Origin of the sequence: Pseudomonas mediterranea CFBP 5447, assembly GCF_000774145.1 — a bacterium.
In the GTDB taxonomy this organism is placed as follows: Bacteria; Pseudomonadota; Gammaproteobacteria; order Pseudomonadales; family Pseudomonadaceae; genus Aquipseudomonas; species Aquipseudomonas mediterranea.
Window position 1 is genome coordinate 929104 of record NZ_KN322987.1, and the last position, 21416, is coordinate 950519.

At 60.1% G+C, this 21416-nt stretch carries 19 protein-coding genes and 2 pseudogenes; 7 read left to right on the forward strand and 14 right to left on the reverse strand.

All coding sequences use genetic code 11. The annotated features are described in order from the left end of the window. Positions 1–2: 2 nt before the first annotated feature. Positions 3–1220, forward strand: coding sequence for a glycolate oxidase subunit GlcF (glcF, locus tag N005_RS23910; protein ID WP_047703449.1), 1218 nt, complete (start codon positions 3–5; stop codon positions 1218–1220). A gap of 73 nt (positions 1221–1293) precedes the next feature. On the opposite strand, the gene N005_RS23915 is transcribed toward glcF, so the two are convergent. Further along, positions 1294–2058, reverse strand: coding sequence for an SDR family NAD(P)-dependent oxidoreductase (locus tag N005_RS23915; RefSeq protein WP_047703450.1), 765 nt, complete (start codon positions 2056–2058; stop codon positions 1294–1296). Between the two features lie 190 nt (positions 2059–2248). Between N005_RS23915 and N005_RS23920 the strand changes: the two genes are divergently transcribed. Beyond that, on the forward strand, positions 2249–3154 hold the full coding sequence (locus N005_RS23920) for a LysR family transcriptional regulator (RefSeq protein ID WP_047703451.1): 906 nt from the start codon (positions 2249–2251) through the stop codon (positions 3152–3154). A gap of 100 nt (positions 3155–3254) precedes the next feature. After that, positions 3255–4124 carry a helix-turn-helix domain-containing protein gene (locus tag N005_RS23925; RefSeq protein ID WP_052126493.1) on the forward strand — a complete coding sequence of 290 codons (870 nt, stop codon included), beginning with the start codon at positions 3255–3257 and terminating at the stop codon, positions 4122–4124. A 77-nt stretch (positions 4125–4201) separates the two neighbouring features. Here N005_RS23925 and N005_RS23930 read toward each other — a convergent pair whose 3' ends face one another. Further along, a complete protein-coding gene (locus N005_RS23930; protein ID WP_047703452.1) occupies positions 4202–5125 on the reverse strand; it encodes an NADP-dependent oxidoreductase in 924 nt (307 codons plus the stop codon). A gap of 49 nt (positions 5126–5174) precedes the next feature. Next, on the reverse strand, positions 5175–5573 hold the full coding sequence (locus N005_RS23935) for a DoxX family protein (protein WP_144402742.1): 399 nt from the start codon (positions 5571–5573) through the stop codon (positions 5175–5177). A gap of 386 nt (positions 5574–5959) precedes the next feature. Between N005_RS23935 and N005_RS23940 the strand changes: the two genes are divergently transcribed. Next, complete coding sequence (locus tag N005_RS23940; RefSeq protein ID WP_047703454.1) at positions 5960–6436, forward strand: DoxX family protein; 477 nt, start codon at positions 5960–5962, stop codon at positions 6434–6436. A 28-nt stretch (positions 6437–6464) separates the two neighbouring features. Here N005_RS23940 and N005_RS29860 read toward each other — a convergent pair. The 3 genes and pseudogenes from N005_RS29860 to N005_RS23950 form a co-directional block, all read right to left on the reverse strand. Then, positions 6465–6827 (reverse strand): annotated as a pseudogene (locus N005_RS29860) (Mor transcription activator family protein); the annotation flags it as partial. Continuing rightward, on the reverse strand, positions 6817–7221 hold the full coding sequence (locus tag N005_RS23945; RefSeq protein ID WP_047703455.1) for a DUF6896 domain-containing protein: 405 nt from the start codon (positions 7219–7221) through the stop codon (positions 6817–6819). The gene N005_RS23945 and the pseudogene N005_RS29860, both read right to left, overlap by 11 nt. A 120-nt stretch (positions 7222–7341) precedes the next feature. Beyond that, positions 7342–7728: a hypothetical protein gene (locus tag N005_RS23950; RefSeq protein ID WP_047703456.1), complete on the reverse strand. Its 387-nt coding sequence runs from the start codon at positions 7726–7728 to the stop codon at positions 7342–7344. 228 nt (positions 7729–7956) lie between these two features. Here N005_RS23950 and N005_RS23955 point away from each other — a divergent pair, with 228 nt between their 5' ends. Further along, positions 7957–8175 carry a hypothetical protein gene (locus N005_RS23955; protein WP_047703457.1) on the forward strand — a complete coding sequence of 73 codons (219 nt, stop codon included), beginning with the start codon at positions 7957–7959 and terminating at the stop codon, positions 8173–8175. Between the two features lie 675 nt (positions 8176–8850). On the opposite strand, the gene N005_RS23965 is transcribed toward N005_RS23955, so the two are convergent. Both N005_RS23965 and N005_RS30055 read right to left on the reverse strand, forming a co-directional pair. After that, on the reverse strand, positions 8851–9774 hold the full coding sequence (locus tag N005_RS23965; RefSeq protein ID WP_052126462.1) for an Abi family protein: 924 nt from the start codon (positions 9772–9774) through the stop codon (positions 8851–8853). 187 nt (positions 9775–9961) lie between these two features. Further along, positions 9962–10141: pseudogene (locus N005_RS30055) on the reverse strand (DUF3077 domain-containing protein); the annotation flags it as partial. 541 nt (positions 10142–10682) lie between these two features. Between N005_RS30055 and N005_RS23970 the strand changes: the two are divergent. Beyond that, positions 10683–11042: a DUF6124 family protein gene (locus N005_RS23970; RefSeq protein ID WP_047703460.1), complete on the forward strand. Its 360-nt coding sequence runs from the start codon at positions 10683–10685 to the stop codon at positions 11040–11042. Positions 11043–11297: 255 nt separating this feature from the next. Here the strand turns inward: N005_RS23970 and N005_RS23975 are convergent, their stop codons facing one another. From N005_RS23975 to N005_RS23995, 5 genes are all read right to left on the reverse strand, one after another. Then, entirely contained in the window at positions 11298–12572 is a 1275-nt protein-coding gene (locus N005_RS23975; RefSeq protein ID WP_047703461.1) for an OmpP1/FadL family transporter, read from the reverse strand. Between the two features lie 112 nt (positions 12573–12684). Beyond that, on the reverse strand, positions 12685–13974 hold the full coding sequence (gene fabF, locus N005_RS23980) for a beta-ketoacyl-ACP synthase II (RefSeq protein ID WP_047703462.1): 1290 nt from the start codon (positions 13972–13974) through the stop codon (positions 12685–12687). Positions 13975–14001: 27 nt separating this feature from the next. Further along, on the reverse strand, positions 14002–17091 hold the full coding sequence (locus N005_RS23985) for an efflux RND transporter permease subunit (protein ID WP_047703463.1): 3090 nt from the start codon (positions 17089–17091) through the stop codon (positions 14002–14004). Continuing rightward, positions 17088–18191: an efflux RND transporter periplasmic adaptor subunit gene (locus N005_RS23990; protein ID WP_047703464.1), complete on the reverse strand. Its 1104-nt coding sequence runs from the start codon at positions 18189–18191 to the stop codon at positions 17088–17090. The genes N005_RS23985 and N005_RS23990 overlap by 4 nt, the downstream gene beginning before the upstream one ends. A gap of 82 nt (positions 18192–18273) precedes the next feature. Next, the gene (locus tag N005_RS23995; protein WP_047703465.1) at positions 18274–18891 is read right to left on the reverse strand and encodes a TetR/AcrR family transcriptional regulator; all 618 of its coding nucleotides are present in this window, start codon (positions 18889–18891) and stop codon (positions 18274–18276) included. A gap of 92 nt (positions 18892–18983) precedes the next feature. On the opposite strand from N005_RS23995, the gene N005_RS24000 reads away from it, so the two are divergent. Continuing rightward, positions 18984–20444, forward strand: a complete 1461-nt coding sequence (locus N005_RS24000; RefSeq protein ID WP_047703466.1) for an efflux transporter outer membrane subunit — start codon at positions 18984–18986, stop codon at positions 20442–20444. 83 nt (positions 20445–20527) lie between these two features. On the opposite strand, the gene N005_RS24005 is transcribed toward N005_RS24000, so the two are convergent. Then, the gene (locus N005_RS24005; protein ID WP_047703467.1) at positions 20528–21334 is read right to left on the reverse strand and encodes an oxidoreductase; all 807 of its coding nucleotides are present in this window, start codon (positions 21332–21334) and stop codon (positions 20528–20530) included. Between the last annotated feature and the right edge of the window lie 82 nt (positions 21335–21416).

Genomic DNA, 21416 nt, shown 5'->3' on the forward strand with positions numbered 1-21416 from the left:
CCATGCAGACCACCTTGAGTGAAGAGGCCCGCCGGCTGCCCCGCGCCGAAGAAGCCGAAAGCATCCTGCGCACCTGCGTGCACTGCGGCTTCTGCAATGCCACCTGCCCGACCTACCAATTGCTCGGCGATGAGCTGGATGGCCCACGGGGGCGCATCTACCTGATCAAGCAAGTGCTCGAAGGCAACCCGGCCACGACGAAGACCCAACAGCACCTGGATCGCTGCCTGTCGTGCCGCAATTGCGAAACCACCTGCCCTTCCGGGGTCGACTACCACAACTTGCTGGACATTGGTCGCGCCGTGGTCGATGCGGCGGTCGAACGGCCTCTCGGCCAGCGCCTGTTGCGCGAGGGGTTGCGCGCGGTCGTGCCCAACCCACGCTTGTTCAAGGGGCTGGTCAGCGGCGGCCGGGTGTTTCGGCCATGGTTGCCCGACACCCTGCGCGGCAAGGTGCCTCGCCAGGTGCCTGCGGCCAAACCGCGACCGGTGAGCCGCCATGCCCGGCAGGTGCTCATGCTCGAAGGCTGCGTGCAACCGAGCCTGTCGCCCAATACCAACGCGGCCGCCTCCCGGGTCCTGGATCGATTGGGGATCAGCGTGACGCCCGTTGCCGAAGCCGGCTGCTGCGGCGCCGTGGACTATCACCTGGACGCCCAGGCGGTGGGCCTGGATCGTGCCCGTCGCAACATCGATGCGTGGTGGCCGTGCATCGAAAACGGTGCCGAAGCCATCGTGCAAACCGCCAGCGGTTGCGGCGCGTTCATCAAGGACTACGGGCACTTGCTGGGCAGCGACCCGGCCTACGCCGAGAAGGCAAAAAAAGTCAGCGCCCTGGCCAAGGACCTGGTTGAAGTACTGCGCGAAGAACCGTTGGAAAAACTGAGCATCCACAGCGACCAGCGCCTGGCGTTCCACTGCCCCTGCACCTTGCAGCATGCGCAGAAACTGGGCGGCGCCGTTGAGGCGGTGCTGACGAAGCTGGGCTTCAACCTCACGCCGGTGCCCGACGGTCACCTGTGCTGCGGTTCGGCGGGCACCTATTCGATCACCCAACCCGAACTGTCCCGACAACTGCGCGACAACAGACTCAACGCCCTCGAAAGCGGGCGTCCCGACGTGATTGTCACCGCCAATATCGGCTGCCAGTCCCATCTCGACGGTGCGGGTCGGACCCCGGTCCGGCACTGGATCGAGTGGGTCGAAGCTGCGCTGCCTTAGCCGCGATGCTCAAGCGCAAGCCCGATGCACCGCATCGGGCTCTTTTTACCCCCGCAAGGCACTACCGGATCGATCAACCGGCCGTGACAGTCATGCCGCCGTCGGCCATGACCACCGAGCCGACGATAAAACTTGCGCGATCCGAAGCCAGGAATGCCACGACTTCGGCGATTTCCTCCGGTTGCGCGGCACGACCGATGGGCGCGGCTTCGCCGTGCCGGGCCAGGAAAGCCGGACCGTCATCGACCACGTCGTTGAGGATGTTGGTCACCACGTCGCCGACACCCACGGCATTGACGCGAATGCCATGCCCGATCGCTTCGAGTGCCAGTGTGCGGGTCAGTTGGGCCAACGCGCCTTTCGATGCCGTGTAGGCGGCAATGGTCGGGAAGGCAAAATAGGAGGCATAGGACGCAATGTTGACGATGGCGCCGGCCTTGTTGGGCATCATCGCTTTGACCGCTTCGCGGCAATGCAGAAAGGCGGCGGTGGCATTGACCGCCTGGATGCGCTCCCAGTCTTCACGGGTCATGTCGATGACCAGTTTGTTGATGATGATCCCGGCGTTGTTGACCAGGATGTCCAGACGACCGAACTGCGCCACGGCCAATCCCACCGCGCGCTCGGCGGCGCCGTCCTCGGTGATGTCGGCCACCAGTGGCACCAGCCCTGGGCGGGCGAGGTCTTCGACGGCGGGGTTGCGGTCCTCGGCGACGACCTTGGCGCCACGGGCATGCAGCAACAGTGCGATCGCCTTGCCGATGCCACTGGCGGCGCCGGTGACCAACGCGACCTTGCCTTCGACTTCGTTGGGTAGAGCGTGCTTGATATCAGTCATGATGTTCTCCTGCGTTACGAGCCGAGGAGACATTCGCCGGCTCGGCGCCCATGGGGCGCGGTCGTTATCGACGGCTTCACTGTCTCGCAACGGGTAACGCCGGGCTTTCGCAGGTTTGCCGAGGCTGTCGGGGTTTTGCGCTTGTCAGAAAAATGCAGATAACATCCGTGAAACGTTCGAGCGATTAGCAATGATTTCAGACCCAGGCACGCCTACCCTAGACCAGCTACGCGTATTCCTGACCGTGGTCGATGTCGGCAGCTTCGCCGGCGCGGCGCGCAAACTTCACCGGGCCACGTCCGTGGTGAGCTATTCGATCGCCAACCTGGAGATGCAGCTCGGCGTCAGCCTGTTCGACCGCAAAACCACCCGCAAACCCCAACTGACCGACGCCGGGCGTACCGTGCTGGCCGAAGCACGCACCATCTACAACGGCATCGACGGCCTGCGGGCCAAGGTTCGCGGGCTGCTGCATGGTCTTGAAGCCGAAGTGCACCTGGTACTCGATGTGATGCTGCCCAGTGAGCGGATGGTCGACGCGCTCAAGGCGTTTCGCGAGCAGTTCCCGACCGTGTCGCTGCACTTGCATATCGAAGCCCTGGGTGCCGTGACGCAACGGGTGCTCGACCGCATGGCCACGCTGGGCGTGAGCGGCCCGCTGACCAATAGCGTCGACGGCATCGAGCGGATCGGCGTGGGCAAGGTGGCGTTGATACCGGTTGCCGCCCCCGAGCACCCACTGGCGCAACCGGGGCCACATGCGCCGGGTGCCGGGCGCTCGCATGTGCAACTGGTCCTGACGGATCGCTCCAGCCTTACCCAGGACCAGGAGTTCGCGGTAATCGGCACCCGGACCTGGCGACTGGCCGACCTGGGCGCCAAGCACATGCTGCTTCGCGAAGGCATTGGTTGGGGCAACATGCCCATTGACCGGGTGCGCGACGACCTGGCCAGCGGCCGACTGGTGCGTCTCGAACTGCCCGACTGCGCCGGCGGCGATTATGCCTTTGACGTCATCCATCGGACGGACATGCCACCCGGACCCGCGACCCGCTGGCTGATCGAGCGGTTCAAGGCCCAGGCAACCGCCCTCTGAAGACTTGATCAAGCCGAACCTGTCCAAGGAGCCGCCTGTGCATCCACCTGAACATGACGACCTGGCAGCCAGCGACCCCCCGCGCATCAGGGCCGAGTCGATGCCCCATCACCTGCCGGGAACCCCGAAGGCGTTGCCATCGCACCCGCACTTGCAGGATGTGGTCGTTCAGTTGTTCAGCCATCGCAGCCTTGTCGAACCGATACAGGTGCCTGCCGTGGTGGAGCCGCTGCTGGTGTGGGTGCTGGCAGGCAAGGCCAGGGTCGAGGAGCGCACCCTTGGCGGCGCATGGGAGGCCACCATCGTCGAGGCCGGCGACTTTTTTCTCACCCATACCCAAGAACCCTACGAGATGCGCTGGCAAACCCTCGGGGGCGACACCTTTGAAGTGATGCACTTGTACCTCGGTCTGTCGCTGATCGACCAGGCTGCCCGGGATCTCCTGGGCGAGCAGGCCGCGCCCGTGAGCTTCCTGGACATCTCCGGCGCCCGGGATGAGCGGGTGCACTTCATTCTCGATCAGCTGCGCATCGAACTCATGGAAGAGCGCCAGCCCAGCCCGCTGTTCATCCACAGCCTGGCCCAGGCGCTGGCCGTGCACTTGATCCGTCGCTACCCCGCTCCACACGGCAATCAGAAACGCGGCAGCGCGCTGCAAGCCTACAAGTTGCGCCGCGTCCTGACGGCGATGAACGAGAGCCTGGCCGAGGAATTCAAACTGGCGCAGCTGGCCCGGATCGCCGATTTGAGCGAATACCACTTCAGTCGGGTATTCAAGCGTGCGACCGGATTGTCGCCCTCGCAGTACTTCATCCGTCTGCGGATGAGTCGCGCCCGACAGCTGCTGCTGGAGACCGACCGCAGCGTCATCGACATCGGGCTGGAGGTCGGCTACTCCAGCCCGAGCCATTTCTCCCAGGTGTTTCGTCGCGAGGTGGGTGTCACGCCCAGCGCTTACCGCCAGGCATGAGATGCAGTGCCCAGAGGAAATGGCGGGATGAAAAAAACCGGGCTTCTGCCCGGCTTGATTCGCTGCCGAGACCTGGCTTACCGACTGGCGTCGAGTACCAGCTTGCCACGTGTATGCCGGTCCTGGCTCTTGCGCAGCGCCTCTTGCGCCTGGGACAAAGGCAGCACCTCGACCTCGATCACCAGCTCGCCGGTTTCGAACAGCGCGGCGATCTCCTGAAGCTGCGCGCCATCGGAGCGCGTGGCGAAATGCTTGCCGGTCACCCCGGCGGCCTCGGCCAGCCTGGCATCCGGTGGGCTCACCGGGGACACCAGCACACCGCCGGGTTTCACTACCGACCAGGAGCGTTCCTGGGTATCGCCCCCGACCAGGTCCAGCACCACATCGACCGGCTCGACCGCGGCCTCGAATGCCGCCTGGTTGTAATCGATCACCTGCGCGGCACCCAACTTGAGCAAGTAGTCATGGTTGCGCGCCGAGGCGGTGGCGATAACGGTGGCACCCGCAATGCGCGCCATCTGCACCGCCATGCTGCCGACACCACCCGCGGCGCCGTGGATCAGCACCCGTTGGCCGGCCTTGACCTGCCCGTGCTCGTGCAGGGCCTGCCATGCGGTCAACGCGACGGCCGGAACACCGCCGGCATGCAACGCTGGTAGACGATTGGGCCGATGGGCGAGACGGTCCGCACTGGCAACCACCTCAGTGGCGTAGCCGCCAACGATATTGATAAAACCAAACACCTCGTCGCCGACGACGAAACCGCTGACGTTTTCCCCCACCGCCGCCACACGACCGGCTACCTCGACGCCAGGTGTATAGGGCAACTGCAGCGGAATGAAAGCTTTCATGGCGCCGGAAAGAACCTTCCAGTCAATCGGATTCACCCCGCTACCGGCCACCTCGATCAACACTTCACCCTGGCCCGGTACCGGCGACGCAAGTTCCTGGAGCGATAAACCTTCGACCTGCCCGTATTGCGCTACGCGAATCGCTTTCATGTCTCACCTCGTAAAAAGAATGGCGAGCCGGCGGGGAGCCGGCGTCGGATTACGCGCGACGCGCGTCCAGGCTGAAACGACCTGCACCAAAGGCGACAACCTGCAACAGGCCGCCCGCCATGGCGATGTTCTTGAAGAAATGGATGAACTGGTTCTGGTTACCCAGCTGGTTATGGAACGCCAACGCCGTGGCAACGCTGAACAAGGCCAGCCCGGCCGCGACCAGACGCGTGCGGTAGCCCAGGATCAGCGCGATCCCCCCACCCACTTCCACCAGGATGGCGATGGCCAGCGCCAGGCTCGGGAACGGCAAGCCGACCGATTCGATGTAGGCGATCATGCCGGCCGACGCGCCGATCTTGGAGACGCCGGAAAGCAGGAAGATGGCGCTCAGCAAGATACGACCGGAAAGCGCAACCGATGAAGACAGTGTGCTGGCGGAACCGATGGCAGTGTTGGCAAGGGTGCTGGACGACGGGTTGAATTGAGTCACGGCGATTTCCTCTGGAAGGGCCCACCACCTTGGTGAACCGCAATGAGGGAAATTCTGCGGGCAATTCACTTATCTAAAAAGACGCCTAATTTCGATTATCAAGTTCTACAAAATAGAAAAGCTGCCCTCCTGCCGACGGATCAGGGTTTGGCGCTGCGCGCGTGCCTCGGGCGGGTCGATTGTTCTTCTTGATTGAATTCACATGGCAACTTCCCGGGATTTATCTCTTCGTCCCAAACAAGAAAAATGCCCTCCAGACCCGCCGAGGTCAGCGCGTCCCGGGGTGCCGGATCCCGCCACCAACACCGATCATGTCATCAGCCACTGCGCAAGGACTCCCCATGACACTCGAAAACCCATCGCCGTTTCGTTCCGCCCTGACCACCCTGAGCGCGCGAGCCGCCAACCTCGAACCTTATCTGTACGCCTTGCTGCGAAGCGTCTTCGCTGTCGTGCTGTTGACCCACGGACTGCCCAAGGCGCTGGGAACCTCCCACGGCTCGATGGCCGACCCCATGGCCGCTTCGATCAACCTCATCCAGAACGTGATGGGGCTGCCTTTTGCTGCGCAACTCGCTTTTCTGGTCATGCTGCTGGAAACAGCAGGCGCCCTCCTGTTGGCGATGGGCCTCGCCACGAGGTTGGTCGCCCTGCTTATCGCCCTTCAAATGCTTGCCATCAGCTATGCGCTGGGACCGACATGGCCTTGGATTGACCGGGGCATCGAGTTTCCGGTGTTGATGGGGTTTCTGGCGCTCTACATCGTGGCGCGCGGCGGCGGAGCGTATTCGGTGGATGCTCGCCTGGGACGGTACTGACATCTGGCGGGGCGAACATATCGGCTTGGCGGCGGGCGATCTCATCCTTTCGAACCGCTTTAACGATCTTATAGATCCATTGAAGCGACACCCCCCGCTTACGCGCCAAGTCACTTTGATGAGTACACGCTAAACCGAGCGGACTGCCTGCAAAGCGCGAATCCGCCGGTCGAAACCGATACGTCAACCATCGACAAAACACGGCGGATTGGCCAGCGCACTTATCAGCCATGACAGGGACAGGCTGAGAGCAACGCGTCGATGCAGGTGACGACAGGCAGAAATCGGCCAAAACTAGCCGCTGGTAGGTAACCAAAATTGGCAGATCCAGGCAGGCGCCCTGTACTGGGAACTTAATGCATGAATCGAGCGGACGATTGTCAGGTGGCATCCGCTAAGTAGTAGAGGATGTACCCGGAATACACTAGAGAACCGGCCGCCACTTCGGCTTTGAAGCACTCTTTGATTGCATCCTCATCAACAAAACCGTAATCCGACAGCTTGTCGCTGGCAAAACTAGCAAGTCGCCATGCATCGAAGCCACTGATCTCACCATGAGCCCCAAAGTCAAAGTCTACTGTACCTGTGGGGAGGCTAACCGCACAGCCATAGCCGTGCTTGAAGTAACGAACTCCACCTTCAAGCTCTCCGTGCTGAGGAATGTCAGTTCCCACCCAATCCGTATTGGTCGGAGGCCGCGGGATACCGGACCGCTGCATCATTTCCACAGCGGCGCCGACGCTTGCCTGGTAGTCGCTGATCAAAATGGCGAGTTGTTTATTCATACGGTCTCACGTTGTAGATAAACAGCTGAATTCAGAAACCGCAAAAAGTAGCATTCGAAGCAACTGATGGGCCGCTATTGGCCGATCCACGCCTGCGTCCACCTCAAAAACGAAAAACTCTCAATTTGTAAGGGCTCGCATTATTTCGCTAACCACCGGCCTTGTGTATCTCTCACTGGGGTCAGTCTCAGGCGGGTCGCTACTACGAATCCACTCACCTTGATCGAACGCTTGGTAAAGCGAGAAAGCAGGCTGAGGCATTTCGTTGGTCACACCCACCTCAACCACGGCATTTATGATCCCGTTCATGACGTCGTCGCAAAAATCATAGAGCAAAGATCCCTGTAAATAACCTTCCGCGACCGCAACGGACAGCTCGTTCAGCACATCTTGCGGTGTAACATCAAATTTCTCACATGTGGCGACAAGATCACTCAGGATCAAACCCTCTGCGCCAGCTTTTATCGAAAGCTTCTCGAGCTCACTCTTGGGTAACACCCTGATCATGAGCTTCTTCCGGTTAGGTATGAAAGTACGCTTGCATCACTCATAAGTTTTCTATCCAACAGAGTGGCCGCAGTCGCCACATGTTCAATGCCATGCTGCAATACGGCTTCATTGACGGTCAACTTCAAATCCAGGCAATATCCGCTTCGAGTTAGCAGCCGTCATTCCTTGCACCAGCCAAACGGGCTGAGTACGCTCTGAAAGCGCTTATAGCCACGGGAGGTGCATATGGAAAGCCATGCAGCATTGGAAATCGAGCAAGCTGCTTACGATGAGTTTCTGATCCAATGGAACCAAGACGCCTTCCAACAACAGAGACTCGGTCAAGCCTTCTACAACTTTTTCAACCTTCATAAGCTCACGGATCAGAGATTGGTGACTGGCCTCTATGAGGCTGACGGTCAAAAAGCTACAACCCTGATCTCCCGAATTTTCAACATCAGGTAGTAGCCGGCTACCGGCCAAGAACAGCCGATAGAATTAGGCTGACCGAAGTCCTGTTAGGGATAATTAACATGCTGGTTGAATGCCAAAGGTGCGACCAGGGATACATACGAGCAATGCGTGTCCGCTCTACAAAAATCTCACTTTGGGTGTGCGAAGAATGTGAAGCAACGTGGAAGAGTCCGGCTGAAGTAAATGTCACCGAGTTTGAAGACTACGGAACGTTGATGGTTGGTATCGGACGCAAGCCTTTATGGTCAGAGCTGGAACCACAGTGAAGAGCACGCCATAGGATGCCTTTTATCCAAGGTCTATTCTGGCTCGTCGAAGCATCGCGACACCCGCCCCAGCATTGCGAGGATCGAGATCCCGCATCGAAACAAAACTTTAGCAGTGCGCTCACCAAAGCCAGGATGCAGAAAAAAGGAGGCCGAATATGAAAGCGTCGAGAATGACTAAGACACACGGCTCTCACAAGGCTCAAAAGCTAGTGGAGCTTGGCTGGACTATTAAACATGAATTCAAGGCTGACAACGAAACATACGAGTGGTACTTGGAATGGGAACACGTTGAAGACCCTCCGTTGGGTTCCTCGCAAGATAATTGTGAGGAAGAATGCTCTATGCCGAACGATAATGGTTAATGTGTTTTTGCGAGCACCACATCACTCAAGCACAGTCATATCCCGAACAGTCCCCGAGGGAATCCGGTTTCATCCGGGAAACCCAGCGCAGCAAATGGGCAGCCAGGTAACGCGGGTTTAGCCTCGATGACGTCTGCCACCTGATGGATCCATTTCGAGTTGACGCCGATGTTTTTGACCAGATACCAGAGTATCGCGATCAGACCATAAAGACGGCTCTTGGCATTCGAGTCGAGGCCAAGCCTCTGAAAGTAGGGATCGTTTGGTACGGTGGGTACAGGGTTAGCTGAAACCTGGTTCCAGATGCGACTATGGTGTGCACACCGGTTGCGTAGGATGCTGATCTCCTGCAGCCATTCTTTAAGAATTCTTGCATGAGTGAGGCCGAACCGTTTGCAGATTCTGTTCCGATGGCCGTCTTTGAGTATCTCGTAGTACTTCGATGCGATTCCAAAGTCCCATGCTTCGACGATCACCCAAAAGGGCATTGCTTTACGCTGCTGTCGATGCCACTCGATACTGTCCTCGCGGCTACGAGCAATTTGCTCTTCTTGACGCTTTGACCAGTCGTTCCAAATGTTGCGCGGCTTACCCTGTTTGGTCGTGAAGGTCCTGGTTTGCGAAGGATTGATATAGCGGATGTCCTGATAGGCCAGCGGGTCGTGAAAACCCACCTCGTGAGCGATTGCCGAGCGTAGGTGCACCTCAACGCGCTCAATGGCATCCAGCATCAATTGGCGCAATTTTTTGTCGAACAGATAGAGTTCAATAACGGAATCGAAATGGGTGCCTGGGGTAAACGCGTTTTGACGTCGTGGTTTTTTACCAGCGGCGCACAGCACCACGTCCCCCCTGGCATCACGAAGGAATTCACGGCACGGATACCAGAATCCGCTCAAGCGGTAGTAGCCAATCTGACTGAGTTTACGTTTGGCGCGGGGCACATCGATGATCTGCATACCACGACTGGTGAGCAGAGTGCACAGATCGCTATAGGATCGAAACGGCTTTGGCGGAGCTAATGGCTGCGACATCCTTTGTCCAGAAAAAGAAGGCCCGAACATAGTGCTGGACTGAGCCAGCACCAGAGGTTCGGGCGCTATTGGGTTAAGTATCTGCGCTCATCACCGCGGCGTCAATGCGGCGTCAATGCGGCGTATGCTCCTCTGGACCGTCATGGTTTCGCCCCGTACAGGGCCAGCCGGATTTGGGCGTAACGCTCATCACCACGCCCTTAATGACCTCCTTGCCCATCACCGTGGAAATGATGCGCAGCCCAGGCGTGTGTTGGTCGGTATCACGTATGAACGCTGCATCTTCGGCAAACTCATCGGGTACCAATCCTGGTCGCTGAATTTGCAGCCACCTGAGGAAAATATCCCGGTGAAGCGCTGGCCATCAAGGTCGTTACGATCAAAAAAACACCGTAAAGGGCACCTCCTACGCAACTATCGGAGTTTGCCTACAACCCCGGAAAAGGTCATCCATTTTATCCGGCGGGTCGAGCCCTTCAGCCATACATACCCAGTAACACCAAGCCCTAGTCCAGAGGCTACGTCACCTTGCGCCTTTGCCTACAACTAAGACAGAATCCGCCCGATTGTGTGCCCCGGTCCGTACCGGTAGCTTGGTTTCCGTCACTGCTCATCAGTGATCGGGTTTAGCGACCCGAAGGGTATGGACGCATCAGCACTCCTGATCTCGTTGCGGGTATTCATGTCTGCAATGCTTGTAATGGTGGCTGTGCGCGGGAGATCTTCGGGTCTGCCGGGCTCCTGTGCCCCCGGTTCGCTAACCTGCGTGCAGCCGCCACCCTAACTTGCTTAGCGACAAGTCATGGTGGCCCAATCAGGTCAGGAGATTCACCATGTTCAAGGTCACACCCAATCCTCCGGATTCGGACCCCACCTCATCCTACTCAAGCCTCGATCCGGAGAAATTCCACGAAGCTACTGAGCGGGCGCTCAACTACTATTTGAAGCCCGAACAGGACAAACCCAAGAAAGATCCGCCACCGGGCCAGCTCTTCACCGTCATCCCCGGCATCGACACCGAAAGTCTGCTCGCCAACCTCAGCGAGAGCCTGGCCTCGGCCAACGCCATGATCAACGACCTGGCGTTCGACCTTGAGGGGTCGCGGCGGCATGTTGCGCTGGGTATTCAGCAAGTCATCGAGTTGAGTGAGCTGTTGGCAAATCGGGCGTTGGATAACGTCGATCCGCGCTAGCACCCAGCCTGTAACGTGAGGCCGAGTCGGAACTTGTAGCCTTCCTGTCTACGGAGCCGCCGATTCACACCAGCACGAACGAGGTCGCCTGTGCATGTTCTTCAAACATTGCGCAGGCAACCCATGGCCGACTATCTTCACGGTGTGCGGGTCGTCGAACTCAACGACGACCCGGCGCGGTTCGAAGGCTGCAAACGTAAACCCCGCACCTTCGAAACCCTGCTCCATTCGCAGAGGTGCTGCACCCTTCGCGATTCAGAACTTATAAGTGACGGACGTACCGAAACCGCTGGCGCTGTTCTTGTATCTGGAGCTGTAGGCACCCCGGCTGGCTGAGGCGTCGTTGACCTTCACACTCTCTTCCCACAGATAGGAGTAAGCGAGGTCGACGGTGACATTGTCCACGGGCGTCCACCCGGCACCCAGACTGACCACCGTGCGGTCACCTGTGGGAATACGTGGCGAACGGTTGGTGTTGTTGGTGGGCGACTGATCCACCGAAAAACCGGTGCGCAGCACCCATTGCTTATTGAGCTGGTACGAAGCGCCAATCGCGTGCGCCCAGGTGTCGTGCCAGTTCTCCTCCTCAGTGACACGGCTCAACGTGCCGCTCAGCGCGGGAGGCAACCCGCTGTTCTCGATGGTGATGTCCTTGAAGCGACTCCAACGTGTCCAGGTGCTGCCCAGGTACAGGGTCCAATCGTCATTGAGTTGATGGGTCACCGAAAAGTCGACGGATTCGGGCGTGTCCACGTCCAGCGAAGCATCGTAACTTTCGCCGCTGACTCCCAGTAGGGAAAAGACGCCGCCGGTGACTTTGGTCTTGGCATTATCCAGGTGATAACTGACCTTGGAATGGTAGGTCACGCCCACCCGGGTGCTGTCCATGGCCTGCACCAGGATCCCGGCGTTGAAACCCAGGGCGGTGTCGTCGCCCTTGCTGGTGAGTTTGCCGTCATTGGTCCCAGGACTGAAGGGGTTCAGGACCATCGCCGACAACTCACCGCTGATGCGGTTGATCGTCGGACCGAAACCGATGGAAACCTTGTCATTGAAGGCGTAGCTGATTGTCGGTTGGAAGGTCAGTGTCTTGACCTCGCTTTTGTTGGTGAAGTAACGACCAGCGAACCCGCTGCCGTAATCCGTTATCAGGCCGAACGGCGCGTAGAAACCGACACCGAACGCCCAATGCTCATCGATAGGTTTGACGTAGTAACCCATGGGCACCGTGACCACAGGCACCATGTCGCCGTCTTGCTGGCCGCCGAACGTACTGCGCGTCTGGCTGATGTCTGATTTGGCGAAAAGCGTTGCAGCACCCACGCTGACTTGCTCCCTCTTCAAACGAGACATGCCCGCCGGATTGCCGAAAACGGTGCTCGCGTCATCGGCGGAAGAGGAACGACCGGCAAAACCGGTGCCCATCCCACTGATGCTTTGTTCATTGAGCGCAAAGCCGCTGGCGAACAGTTGCGAAGAGGCCAGCGCGACAGCGAGGCCAAGTGGAGTGTTGAGCATCATTTTTTTCATTGTTGGCTCTCTAGGGTGATAGCAGATGGTGTTGCAGGGAAAACAGTTCAGGCCTTGTAGCCAGTGGGTTGACGTTCACGAGGAGAACCTGCGCAGAACATTCACGTCGTGATCACGCCGACTCCCAGCGACGGAACAGAACGCTGGCATTGACGCCGCCGAAGCCAAATCCATTCGAGAGCGCATAGGTGATGGTTGCCTTGCGTGCCGCCAGGCCAACCAAATCGAGACCCTCAGCAGCCTCATCGGGATTGAGGAGATTCAACGTCGGGGGGATGATCTGGTCCCGCAAAGCCAGCACGGTGAAGAGCGCTTCGATGCCCCCCGCCGCGCCCAGCAAATGCCCCGTGGCCGACTTGGTCGAGCTGATTGCCACGCCTGAGTGGCCACCGAACACGGATCTGATTGCCGCCAGTTCGCCCTTGTCGCCGACCTGCGTCGAGGTCGCATGGGCGTTGATATGCTGTACCTCGCCAGCACTGACACCCGCCTGGCGCAAGGCTTGCTCCATGGCGCGCCGGGCCCCGTTCCCATCTTCCGGCCCTGCGGTCAGGTGATAGGCATCCGCGCTGGTGCCGTAGCCCACCAGTTCCGCCAAGGGCGTCGCGCCACGGGCGAGCGCGTGCTCCAGCGATTCGATCACCAGCAACCCTGCACCTTCGGCCATGACAAACCCGTCGCGCTCGCGATCGAATGGACGCGATGCTTCCTGCGGGCGGTCAGCGAACCCGGTGGACAGCGCGCGGGCGGCAGCGAAGCAACCCAGCGTCACCCGATCGATCGCCGCTTCGGTGCCGCCGCAAATGGCGATATCGGCCTCCCCGCTCCGGATCAGTCGCGCCGCATCGCCAATCGCTTGTACCCCGGCGGCACAGGCCGTCACCGGTGCGCCGAGCGGGCCCTTGAAGCCGTTCTGGATAGAGACATGACCCGCGGCCATGTTGGCGAGGAATGCCGGCGCGGTGAACGGCGATAATCTACGCGGTCCACGGGCGTCCGTGGTCCGTACGGCTTCGGCAATCGCGCCGAAACCGCCGACCCCGGAAGCGATGATGGTCGCGGTCCGCTGTTGTTGCGCTTCATCCGTGGGATGCCAGCCGGCCTGTTCCAGCGCTTCATGGGCGGCCATGAGCGCGAACTCGATGAAGCGGTCCATCTTCTTGCGCTCTTTGGGCGCAATGATGCGCTCGGGCGCATAACCGGCGACGGGATCTTCTTCCAGGGTCGGCACTTGCCCCGCCACGGCGACGCCAGTGCCTTCAGTGATTTCGTCCGGCAGGCGGCGGATACCCGAACGGCCTTCCAGCAATCTGCGCCAGACCTCCTCCATGCCGCACCCCAGGGGGCCAACAATACCGCCGCCTGTGACTACGATTCGCTTTTGATCATTGGCATTCATCATGAGAACCTCTTGATTCTGAGTCGACGTTCAGTGGGCTGTCTGTGCTTCGGTTCTTGCTGCGGTGTCGGGACGGATCTTGAACCAGATGGCATACATCGCCGGCAGGAACACCAGCGTCATGACGGTCCCACCGAATGTCCCACCGATCAGTGTGTAAGCCAGGGTTCCCCAGAACACCGAATGAGTCAGCGGGATAAAGGCCAGGATGGCGGCCATCGCTGTGAGCAGTACCGGCCTGGCGCGTTGCACCGTCGCCTCTACAACCGCATGGAATGGATCGAGTCCTTCTTTCTGGTTGTGATCGATTTGCCCGGTCAGGATCAGCGTGTTGCGCATCAAGATGCCCGACAAGGCGATCAGGCCCACCAAGGCATTGATGCCAAACGGCTGATGGAAGATGAGCAGGGTCGGTACCACACCAATCAGTCCCAGCGGTGCGGTGAGGAACACCATCACCATCGCCGACATCGAGCGGACCTGCAGAATGATGATCAGCAGCGTCAGGGCGATCATGATCGGGAACAGCGGCAACATCGCCCTTGAGGCTTTCCCCGACTCTTCGATCGAACCGGCCTGTTCGATGCGGTAGCCGGCCGGCAGCGTGCTGATGATCGGCTGCAGCTCGTCCAGGATTTTCGTGGAAACATCCGGCGGCTGCAGGTCTTCGGCAATGTCCCCGCGTACCGTGATGGTCGGCGTACGGTCACGACGGCGCAGGACCGGATCCTCCATGCGCACCTCGACACTGCCGATCTGCGACAGCGGAACCCGCTGGCCGGCCGCGCCCACCAATGTGAAGCCCTGGATTTTTGCCGGATCGAGGCGGATATCGCCCGCTGCACGCCCCACCACTTGCACGGAACGAATGTCTTCGCGCACAAACGTGATCGGGATACCCGACAGCAGGAACTGCAATTGCTGGCCGACCGCACTGGACGTCAGCCCAACCGCCTGCAAGCGGTTCTGGTCCAATGTGAAATGCAGTGTCGGTATGCGCGTGCCCCAGTCGGTGTTGACGGTCCGCATCATGGGGCTTGCCCGCATGACAGCTTCGACCCGGCCGGCAATCTCACGCAGCCTCGCGGGATCCGGGCCCATCACCCGGTAAGCGACGGGAAAGGGAGAATACGGACCGAACACCAGTTGGGTAACCCGCACACGGGCTTCAGGCGCGAGCCCGTCAGCCACCGCTTGGCGGAGACGGTGCTTGAGGGTTTCACGCGCCTCCTGGCTGCCGGTCAGCACCACCATCTTGGCGAACGACGGATCGGGTAGCTCCGGCGCCATTGCCAGGTAGAAACGCGGTGAACCCTGTCCGATATAGGACGTGACGATTTTCGCTTCGTCCTGCTTTTGCAGCCAGGCTTCAATGCTGGCCGTCGTCGCGCTGGTCTGCTCGATGGAAGTGCCGTACGGCATCTGCACTTCGATCAGTACTTCGGGACGATCAGAGGCGGGGAAAAACTGCTTCTTGACCAGGCCCATGCCGAGGATGGCTATGACAAAAAAACCAATCACCGCTCCGGCCACCAGCCATTTGCCAGCGATGACCCGTGTCAGCAACCGGCGAAAACGATTGTAGTGAGGCGTGTCATAGATGGCCGCGTGACCACCCTCGACTTGCTTGACGTGGGGCAACAGCTTCACGCCCAGGTAAGGTGTGAAGGCCACCGCGACCACCCAGGACGCGATCAGCGCAATGCCGACGATCCAGAACATGTTGCTGGTGTACTCGCCCGCGGTCGAATGCGCGAAACCGTTGGGCATAAAGCCGACGGCCGTCACCAGGGTACCGGCGAGCATGGGGGCGGCGGTATGGCTCCAGGCGTAGGCCGAAGCTTTGATACGGTCGTAGCCCTCCTCCATTTTGACCATCATCATTTCGATGGCGATGATGGCGTCATCCACCAGCAGGCCCAACGCCAGGATCAATGACCCCAGGGTGATGCGGTCGAAATTCTTGCCGGTGGCGGCCATCACCATGAACACCACCGCGAGGGTCAACGGCACGGCCGCGGCCACCACCACACCCACATGCCAGCCCATGCTGAGAAAACAGACGAGCATCACCACCAGCAGCGCGACGAAAAACTTGATCATGAACTCGTCGACGGCCGAACTGATATTCACCGACTGATCGGTGACCTTGGTGAACGTCATGCCCAGCGGCATGCCTTCGTTGATACTGGCCGTCTCGGCGTCCAGGGCCTTGCCCAGGTCCAGGCCGTTCCAGCCTTCGCGCATCACGATACCCAGCAACAGGGCAGGCTCGCCTTTGTTGCGGACCAGAAAGGTCGCCGGGTCTTCATAGCCGCGCTCCACCGTCGCGACATCCGAGAGCTTCAGCGCCCGCCCCTGCACCACAATCGGCGTATCGCGAATTTTCTCGAGCTTGTCGAACGCGCCATCCAGGCGCACGAAAACCTGCGGTCCCTGAGTGTCGATCGAGCCGGCGGGCGTCAGTACGTTCTGGTTGTTCAGCGCGGCAAAAATATCCTGTGGGGAAAGCCCAAGCGTCGCCAACCGATCATGGGAGAACGACACGAAGATACGCTCGGACTGCTCACCGATGATGTTGACCTTTTTCACACCCGGCACATGCAACAGACGCTGGCGCAACGACTCGGCATCGCGTGCCAGCAAGCGCTGCGGCTCGCCCTTGGCCTTCAATGCAAACAACGCAAAGGTCACGTCCGAGAATTCATCGTTGACCATCGGCCCAATGACACCGGCCGGCAGGGTCTTGGCCTCATCCGCGATTTTCTTGCGGGCCTGGTAGAACTCTTCCTGCACTTCTGCCGGCGGCGTCTTGTCCAGCAGCGACACCATGGTGAAAGCCAGTCCCGGGCGCGTGTAGGTTTCGGTGCGGTCGTACCACTTCAATTCCTGCAAGCGCTTTTCCAGCGGCTCGGCCACCTGGTCCTGCATTTCCTGCGCGGTAGCCCCCGGCCAGGCAGAGATGATCGTCATCTGCTTGACAGTGAAAGGAGGATCTTCCGCACGCCCCAGACCGAAGAATGCCAGGACACCGGCAACCGTGATCAGAAAGATCAGGAAAAGGGTGATCGATCGCTCACGAACGGCAAGCGCCGAGAGATTGAAACGCCCCTCGCTCATGGCTGATTCCCCTTGGCGACCACCTGTGCCCGATCCGCCACCCGAACCTCATCGCCGTCATGCAGCAAATGCGCGCCCAGAGCCACGATCTGTTCGCCCTGCTTGAGGTTGCCAACGACCGTGGCCGTGTCATCCCCCAGACCGAGGACCTGGACCGGACGCCACGAGACTTTTGCCGGTTCGCCGGAAAGCGCCCATACGCCAGGGCCTTTACCCGCATCAAAAACCGCCGCGACAGGCACCCGCAGTGTCTGACCCGGTGACTTGTCCTGGGCGATATTGAGCGTGACGGTTGAACCAAGCGGCGCATTGGCCAGCGCGCCTTCCAGCACGTACCTGGCCTCGAAGGTGCGGGTTACCGGATCGGCGGCATCGGAAAGCAGCCGCAGCTTCGCAACGGTGGCGACCTTGCCGTTGCCGTACAACGTCGCCTGGGCCACCGAGCCAACGGCCGGGCGCAGCGTTTCGGGCAAATCGACGCTGGCTTCGCGTTGTCCGGCGCGCGCCAGCTTGACCACCGGCTGCCCCGCGCTGACGACTTGCCCGGGTTCGGCCAGGGTATCCATCACAACGCCATCGGCGTCAGCCAGCAAGGTCGCATAGCCCATGGCATTGCTGGCCACATCAGCCTGCGCCTGCGCAGCGCTGAGCTGTGCCTTTGCCGTGTCAGCCGCGGCCTTTGCCTGGTCGTATGCAGAGGCCGAGATCGCCCCTGCCGCCACCAGCTCGCGATTACGCGCCTCGTCGTCCGCTGTCTGCTTGGCTTGCGCCCGGGCAGCGGCCACGGCCTGCTGTTGCGCTCGCGCCTGCAGGCCAAGGTCGACCGGGTCCAGGCGCATGAGTGGCTGACCACGCTTGACCGTCTGGCCAGCATCCACCAGACGCTCCTGTACCTTCCCCGACACCCGAAAGCCAAGATCGCTCTGGACACGAGCGACCACAACGCCAGTGAACGAACGCGTGATGTCGACCGAGTTCTCGACGCCAGCGACCCTTACCAGAGGGGGCTGGGTGCGTGCGTCGACGGCAGTCGATGAATTACCGCACGCCGCCAGGACGAGAGGCATTAAGCAGACGGCAACAGGTTTTAGCCGAAGCATGGTTCTCTACTCAATAAAAAAGAACAGGAACCCATCTTCATTCTAGTGACCAATAATGTCAACAGTCACAAAAATAACCAAACTAGCGCACAGAAAGGCTTCGTAGCAGCAACGTCGACAGAAGCGCCGCGGCCGATGAGGCTGTATCGAGGTTGTACTGCAACTGCACGGGATTGGCGTAAGGCCGCATGACCAGGTAGATCGCCTGGACGGCTTCATTCAATGGCGTTTTCCCCTCGAACTCACCGGACTCACGCCCCTCCAGGAGGATTTGCTGAATAAGCTGACGCAAACGCTCGTCATGCGCCTGTGCAGGGAGCCACTCCTCGCGAGCGGCAACAGCGGCAATGTCGTAGAGCTTGCGGTCATGGAAGAACAAGTCGCTGCCCGCCTCCGCCAGCGCCCGGAACAGACGCTTCAACTTCTCGGAAGCCGTCGGCGCCTCCGCGATCGCCGCATCCACAATCGCCATAATCATGACGAGGCGATTGGTACAGATCACCTCTCCGATTGCCTGTTTGGAATCGAAAAATTTATAGATATAGGCCTTGGAGAAGCCAATGGCCTTGGCGATGTCTGACACCGTCGTCTTCTCATATCCATAGCGGCCGAAGTGCAGTGTGGCAGCCTCCACGACTTGATCGCGGACACTATGGTCTGACGGCCCTCGCATCTGGGGTGCATGCATGTGTTTAGTCATTTTCCCAGCTTAGCCCCGCGCACCTCCATTGACAACGAGTGACCAATTGGTAATATCGTCACGAACCGTATCTGGCTAAATCAGGAGCTGTCATGCCCTCCCTCCGTACGCTTGCTCTGCTTGTGAACACCGGCTTAATAGCGAGCTGCGCGGTTGGCCCGGACTATCAACGTCCGGACGCTCCGCTGTCGGACAGCTATCAGGCTCAATCCGCCGTTCAACAAAGGGCGGCGGCCCGTCCGACGAACTTTGCCAGTTGGTGGGAAGGCTTCGGTGATCCGTTGCTCAGTGACTTCATCGCCAAGGCGCTTGCGCAGAACCTCGATCTGGCCCAGGCCTCGGCACGGGTCACCCAGGCACGTGCCGGACTTGGCGCGGCGACCGCTGCCCTGTTGCCGTCGGGCAACATCAGCGGACAAGCCGCACGCGCTTATCAGTCAGTCGAAACGCCACTGGGCCAGGTGCTCAACTCGACGCCTGGCTATGATCGCTATGGCAATTTGTATGAACTGAATCTCGGCGCAAGCTGGGAGCTGGATGTGTTCGGCGGCCTGCGTCGAGGCCGCGAGGCGGAGCTCGCGGAGTATCAGGCGTCGGAAGCCGGTTTCACCGCAACGCGCCTGGCCGTCGCTGCGCAGACCGCGGACATCTATATCACCCTGCGCGGCTTGCAGGCCCGGCTGGCCATTGCCAATCGGCAGGTCGAGACCCAACAAGACCTGCTGGAGAAAGTACAACTGCTCCACAGCAAAGGGCTTGCCGCCGAATTTCAGGTTCGCCAGACCGAGGGGGCACTTGCGCAGGTTCAAGCGACAGTGCCGGTCCTCAATACCGGCCTGGATGCTGCAATGAACGCACTGGACGTCATCCTCGGCAGCCCGCCCGGCACCCACCGGGCCCAATTGAGCGCGACCGGGTCGATTCCTCAGGCGCCGCAGATAACCTCGGCTGGAACACCGGCCGATCTGCTGCGCCGCCGACCAGACCTCATCGTGGCCGAGCGCAGGCTGGCGGCGTCCAATGCCCGCATCGGCGTGGCGATCAGCGAGTACTATCCAAAGTTCTCGCTCAGCGCCCTGATTGGCAGCGCGACCGCCGTTTCCAGCGGCAACCTGTTCTCCAGCGGGGCCAGCCAGGCCTCGGGGGTCTTGGGGTTGCGCTGGAGGCTCTTCGATTTCGGCCGTATCAACGCGCAGATCGATCAGGCGAAAGGACAGGAAGCCGAAGCGCTTGCCGCCTATCGCCAGTCGGTGCTGCGTGCCACCGAAGACGTCGAGAATGCATTCTCCGCACTGGTCAACCGCGAGGCGCAGGCATCTACGCTGACCGGAGGTGAAAGCGCTTTGACCAGTGCTCGACAGTCGTCCTTCATCGCTTACCAGAAAGGTTCGGCCAGCCTGATCGACGTCCTGCACGCCGATGAAACCATGCTGCAGGCATCCGACGCCCGGGCCCAGGCCCAGACAGAATCGGCACGTGCAGCGGTCGCGGCGTTCCGGGCGCTCGGTGGCGGCTGGCAGCCGATTGAAGCCCAACCCGTGGCTACCCGCTGATTACACTTCCCCCCCTGCGGATGAGACCGTCATCGATAAGCACGGTCTCATGCGGCACAACCTGAACCAGGCTGCGCCTGCGTTCAGCTCAGACCGAATGTTTTTCTCAGGCTGGAGTCGACCGGGCCCGCCGGCATGAAACGGCGCAGCTTGCGCAGGAGAGAGGCCTCGCCTTTAGGGGTGCGACGCATTTTCCATGCGCCCAAAGCTGCCTCGACAATCGACGCCGCCACGCCGTCGGGACTTGGTGCGCCCTGGACACTTTTAACAATCGCGCGGGTCACCGTATCGCGGTCTTCAGCATAGGCCGGAATGCTGCCCGCCGTTTGCGGCGCATTGAGATCCAGGTTGGTCTTGGTGAATGACGGCTCGACCAGCACCACGCGGACGCCGAACTTGCGCACCTCATGATCCAGAGACTCGGAAATCCCCTCGACAGCGTGCTTGGAGGCCGAGTAAAGGCCCATATACGGCGCAGGAAGAAAACCCAATACCGAGCTGACGTTGACGATTCTTCCCGAACGCTGTTCACGCATATGCGGCAGTACCGCGTGTGTCGTACGCAGGACACCCCACACGTTGGTATCGAACAACGATTGGGCTTCGGCGACCGACGTTTCTTCTACCGAACCCACCAACGATCCGCCCGCGTTATTGACCAGCACATCAATGCGTTTGGCCTGAGCGATCACGGCCTCGATGGCGCGTTGAACGGAAGCGTCGTCGCGAACATCCATCTCGACAAGTTCGACACCTGGCAACGGGTCTGATTGGGTAACGCTGCGCACGCTGCCAAACACCTGGCAACCTTGCTTGACAAACAATTGCGCAGCGGCACGTCCAATGCCCGATGAAACACCGGTAACAAGGACAACTTTCGTGTTCGACATAGCGGTTCCTCCAGCAAGGGATCATCGAGACGCCACTTTCCACCTAGTAACCATTTTAGTCAATGGTCACAAGCCAAGGATA

What these genes read in the sequence shown, in the direction of transcription:
- glcF (WP_047703449.1), top strand. Translation starts at nt 3, where the DNA reads ATGCAGACCACCTTGAGTGAAGAGGCCCGCCGGCTGCCCCGCGCCGAA.
- N005_RS23915 (WP_047703450.1), bottom strand. Translation starts at nt 2,058, where the DNA reads ATGACTGATATCAAGCACGCTCTACCCAACGAAGTCGAAGGCAAGGTC.
- N005_RS23920 (WP_047703451.1), top strand. Translation starts at nt 2,249, where the DNA reads ATGATTTCAGACCCAGGCACGCCTACCCTAGACCAGCTACGCGTATTC.
- N005_RS23925 (WP_052126493.1), top strand. Translation starts at nt 3,255, where the DNA reads ATGCCCCATCACCTGCCGGGAACCCCGAAGGCGTTGCCATCGCACCCG.
- N005_RS23930 (WP_047703452.1), bottom strand. Translation starts at nt 5,125, where the DNA reads ATGAAAGCGATTCGCGTAGCGCAATACGGGCAGGTCGAAGGTTTATCG.
- N005_RS23940 (WP_047703454.1), top strand. Translation starts at nt 5,960, where the DNA reads ATGACACTCGAAAACCCATCGCCGTTTCGTTCCGCCCTGACCACCCTG.
- N005_RS23945 (WP_047703455.1), bottom strand. Translation starts at nt 7,221, where the DNA reads ATGAATAAACAACTCGCCATTTTGATCAGCGACTACCAGGCAAGCGTC.
- N005_RS23950 (WP_047703456.1), bottom strand. Translation starts at nt 7,728, where the DNA reads ATGATCAGGGTGTTACCCAAGAGTGAGCTCGAGAAGCTTTCGATAAAA.
- N005_RS23955 (WP_047703457.1), top strand. Translation starts at nt 7,957, where the DNA reads ATGGAAAGCCATGCAGCATTGGAAATCGAGCAAGCTGCTTACGATGAG.
- N005_RS23965 (WP_052126462.1), bottom strand. Translation starts at nt 9,774, where the DNA reads ATGCAGATCATCGATGTGCCCCGCGCCAAACGTAAACTCAGTCAGATT.
- N005_RS23970 (WP_047703460.1), top strand. Translation starts at nt 10,683, where the DNA reads ATGTTCAAGGTCACACCCAATCCTCCGGATTCGGACCCCACCTCATCC.
- N005_RS23975 (WP_047703461.1), bottom strand. Translation starts at nt 12,572, where the DNA reads ATGAAAAAAATGATGCTCAACACTCCACTTGGCCTCGCTGTCGCGCTG.
- fabF (WP_047703462.1), bottom strand. Translation starts at nt 13,974, where the DNA reads ATGATGAATGCCAATGATCAAAAGCGAATCGTAGTCACAGGCGGCGGT.
- N005_RS23985 (WP_047703463.1), bottom strand. Translation starts at nt 17,091, where the DNA reads ATGAGCGAGGGGCGTTTCAATCTCTCGGCGCTTGCCGTTCGTGAGCGA.
- N005_RS23990 (WP_047703464.1), bottom strand. Translation starts at nt 18,191, where the DNA reads ATGCTTCGGCTAAAACCTGTTGCCGTCTGCTTAATGCCTCTCGTCCTG.
- N005_RS23995 (WP_047703465.1), bottom strand. Translation starts at nt 18,891, where the DNA reads ATGACTAAACACATGCATGCACCCCAGATGCGAGGGCCGTCAGACCAT.
- N005_RS24000 (WP_047703466.1), top strand. Translation starts at nt 18,984, where the DNA reads ATGCCCTCCCTCCGTACGCTTGCTCTGCTTGTGAACACCGGCTTAATA.
- N005_RS24005 (WP_047703467.1), bottom strand. Translation starts at nt 21,334, where the DNA reads ATGTCGAACACGAAAGTTGTCCTTGTTACCGGTGTTTCATCGGGCATT.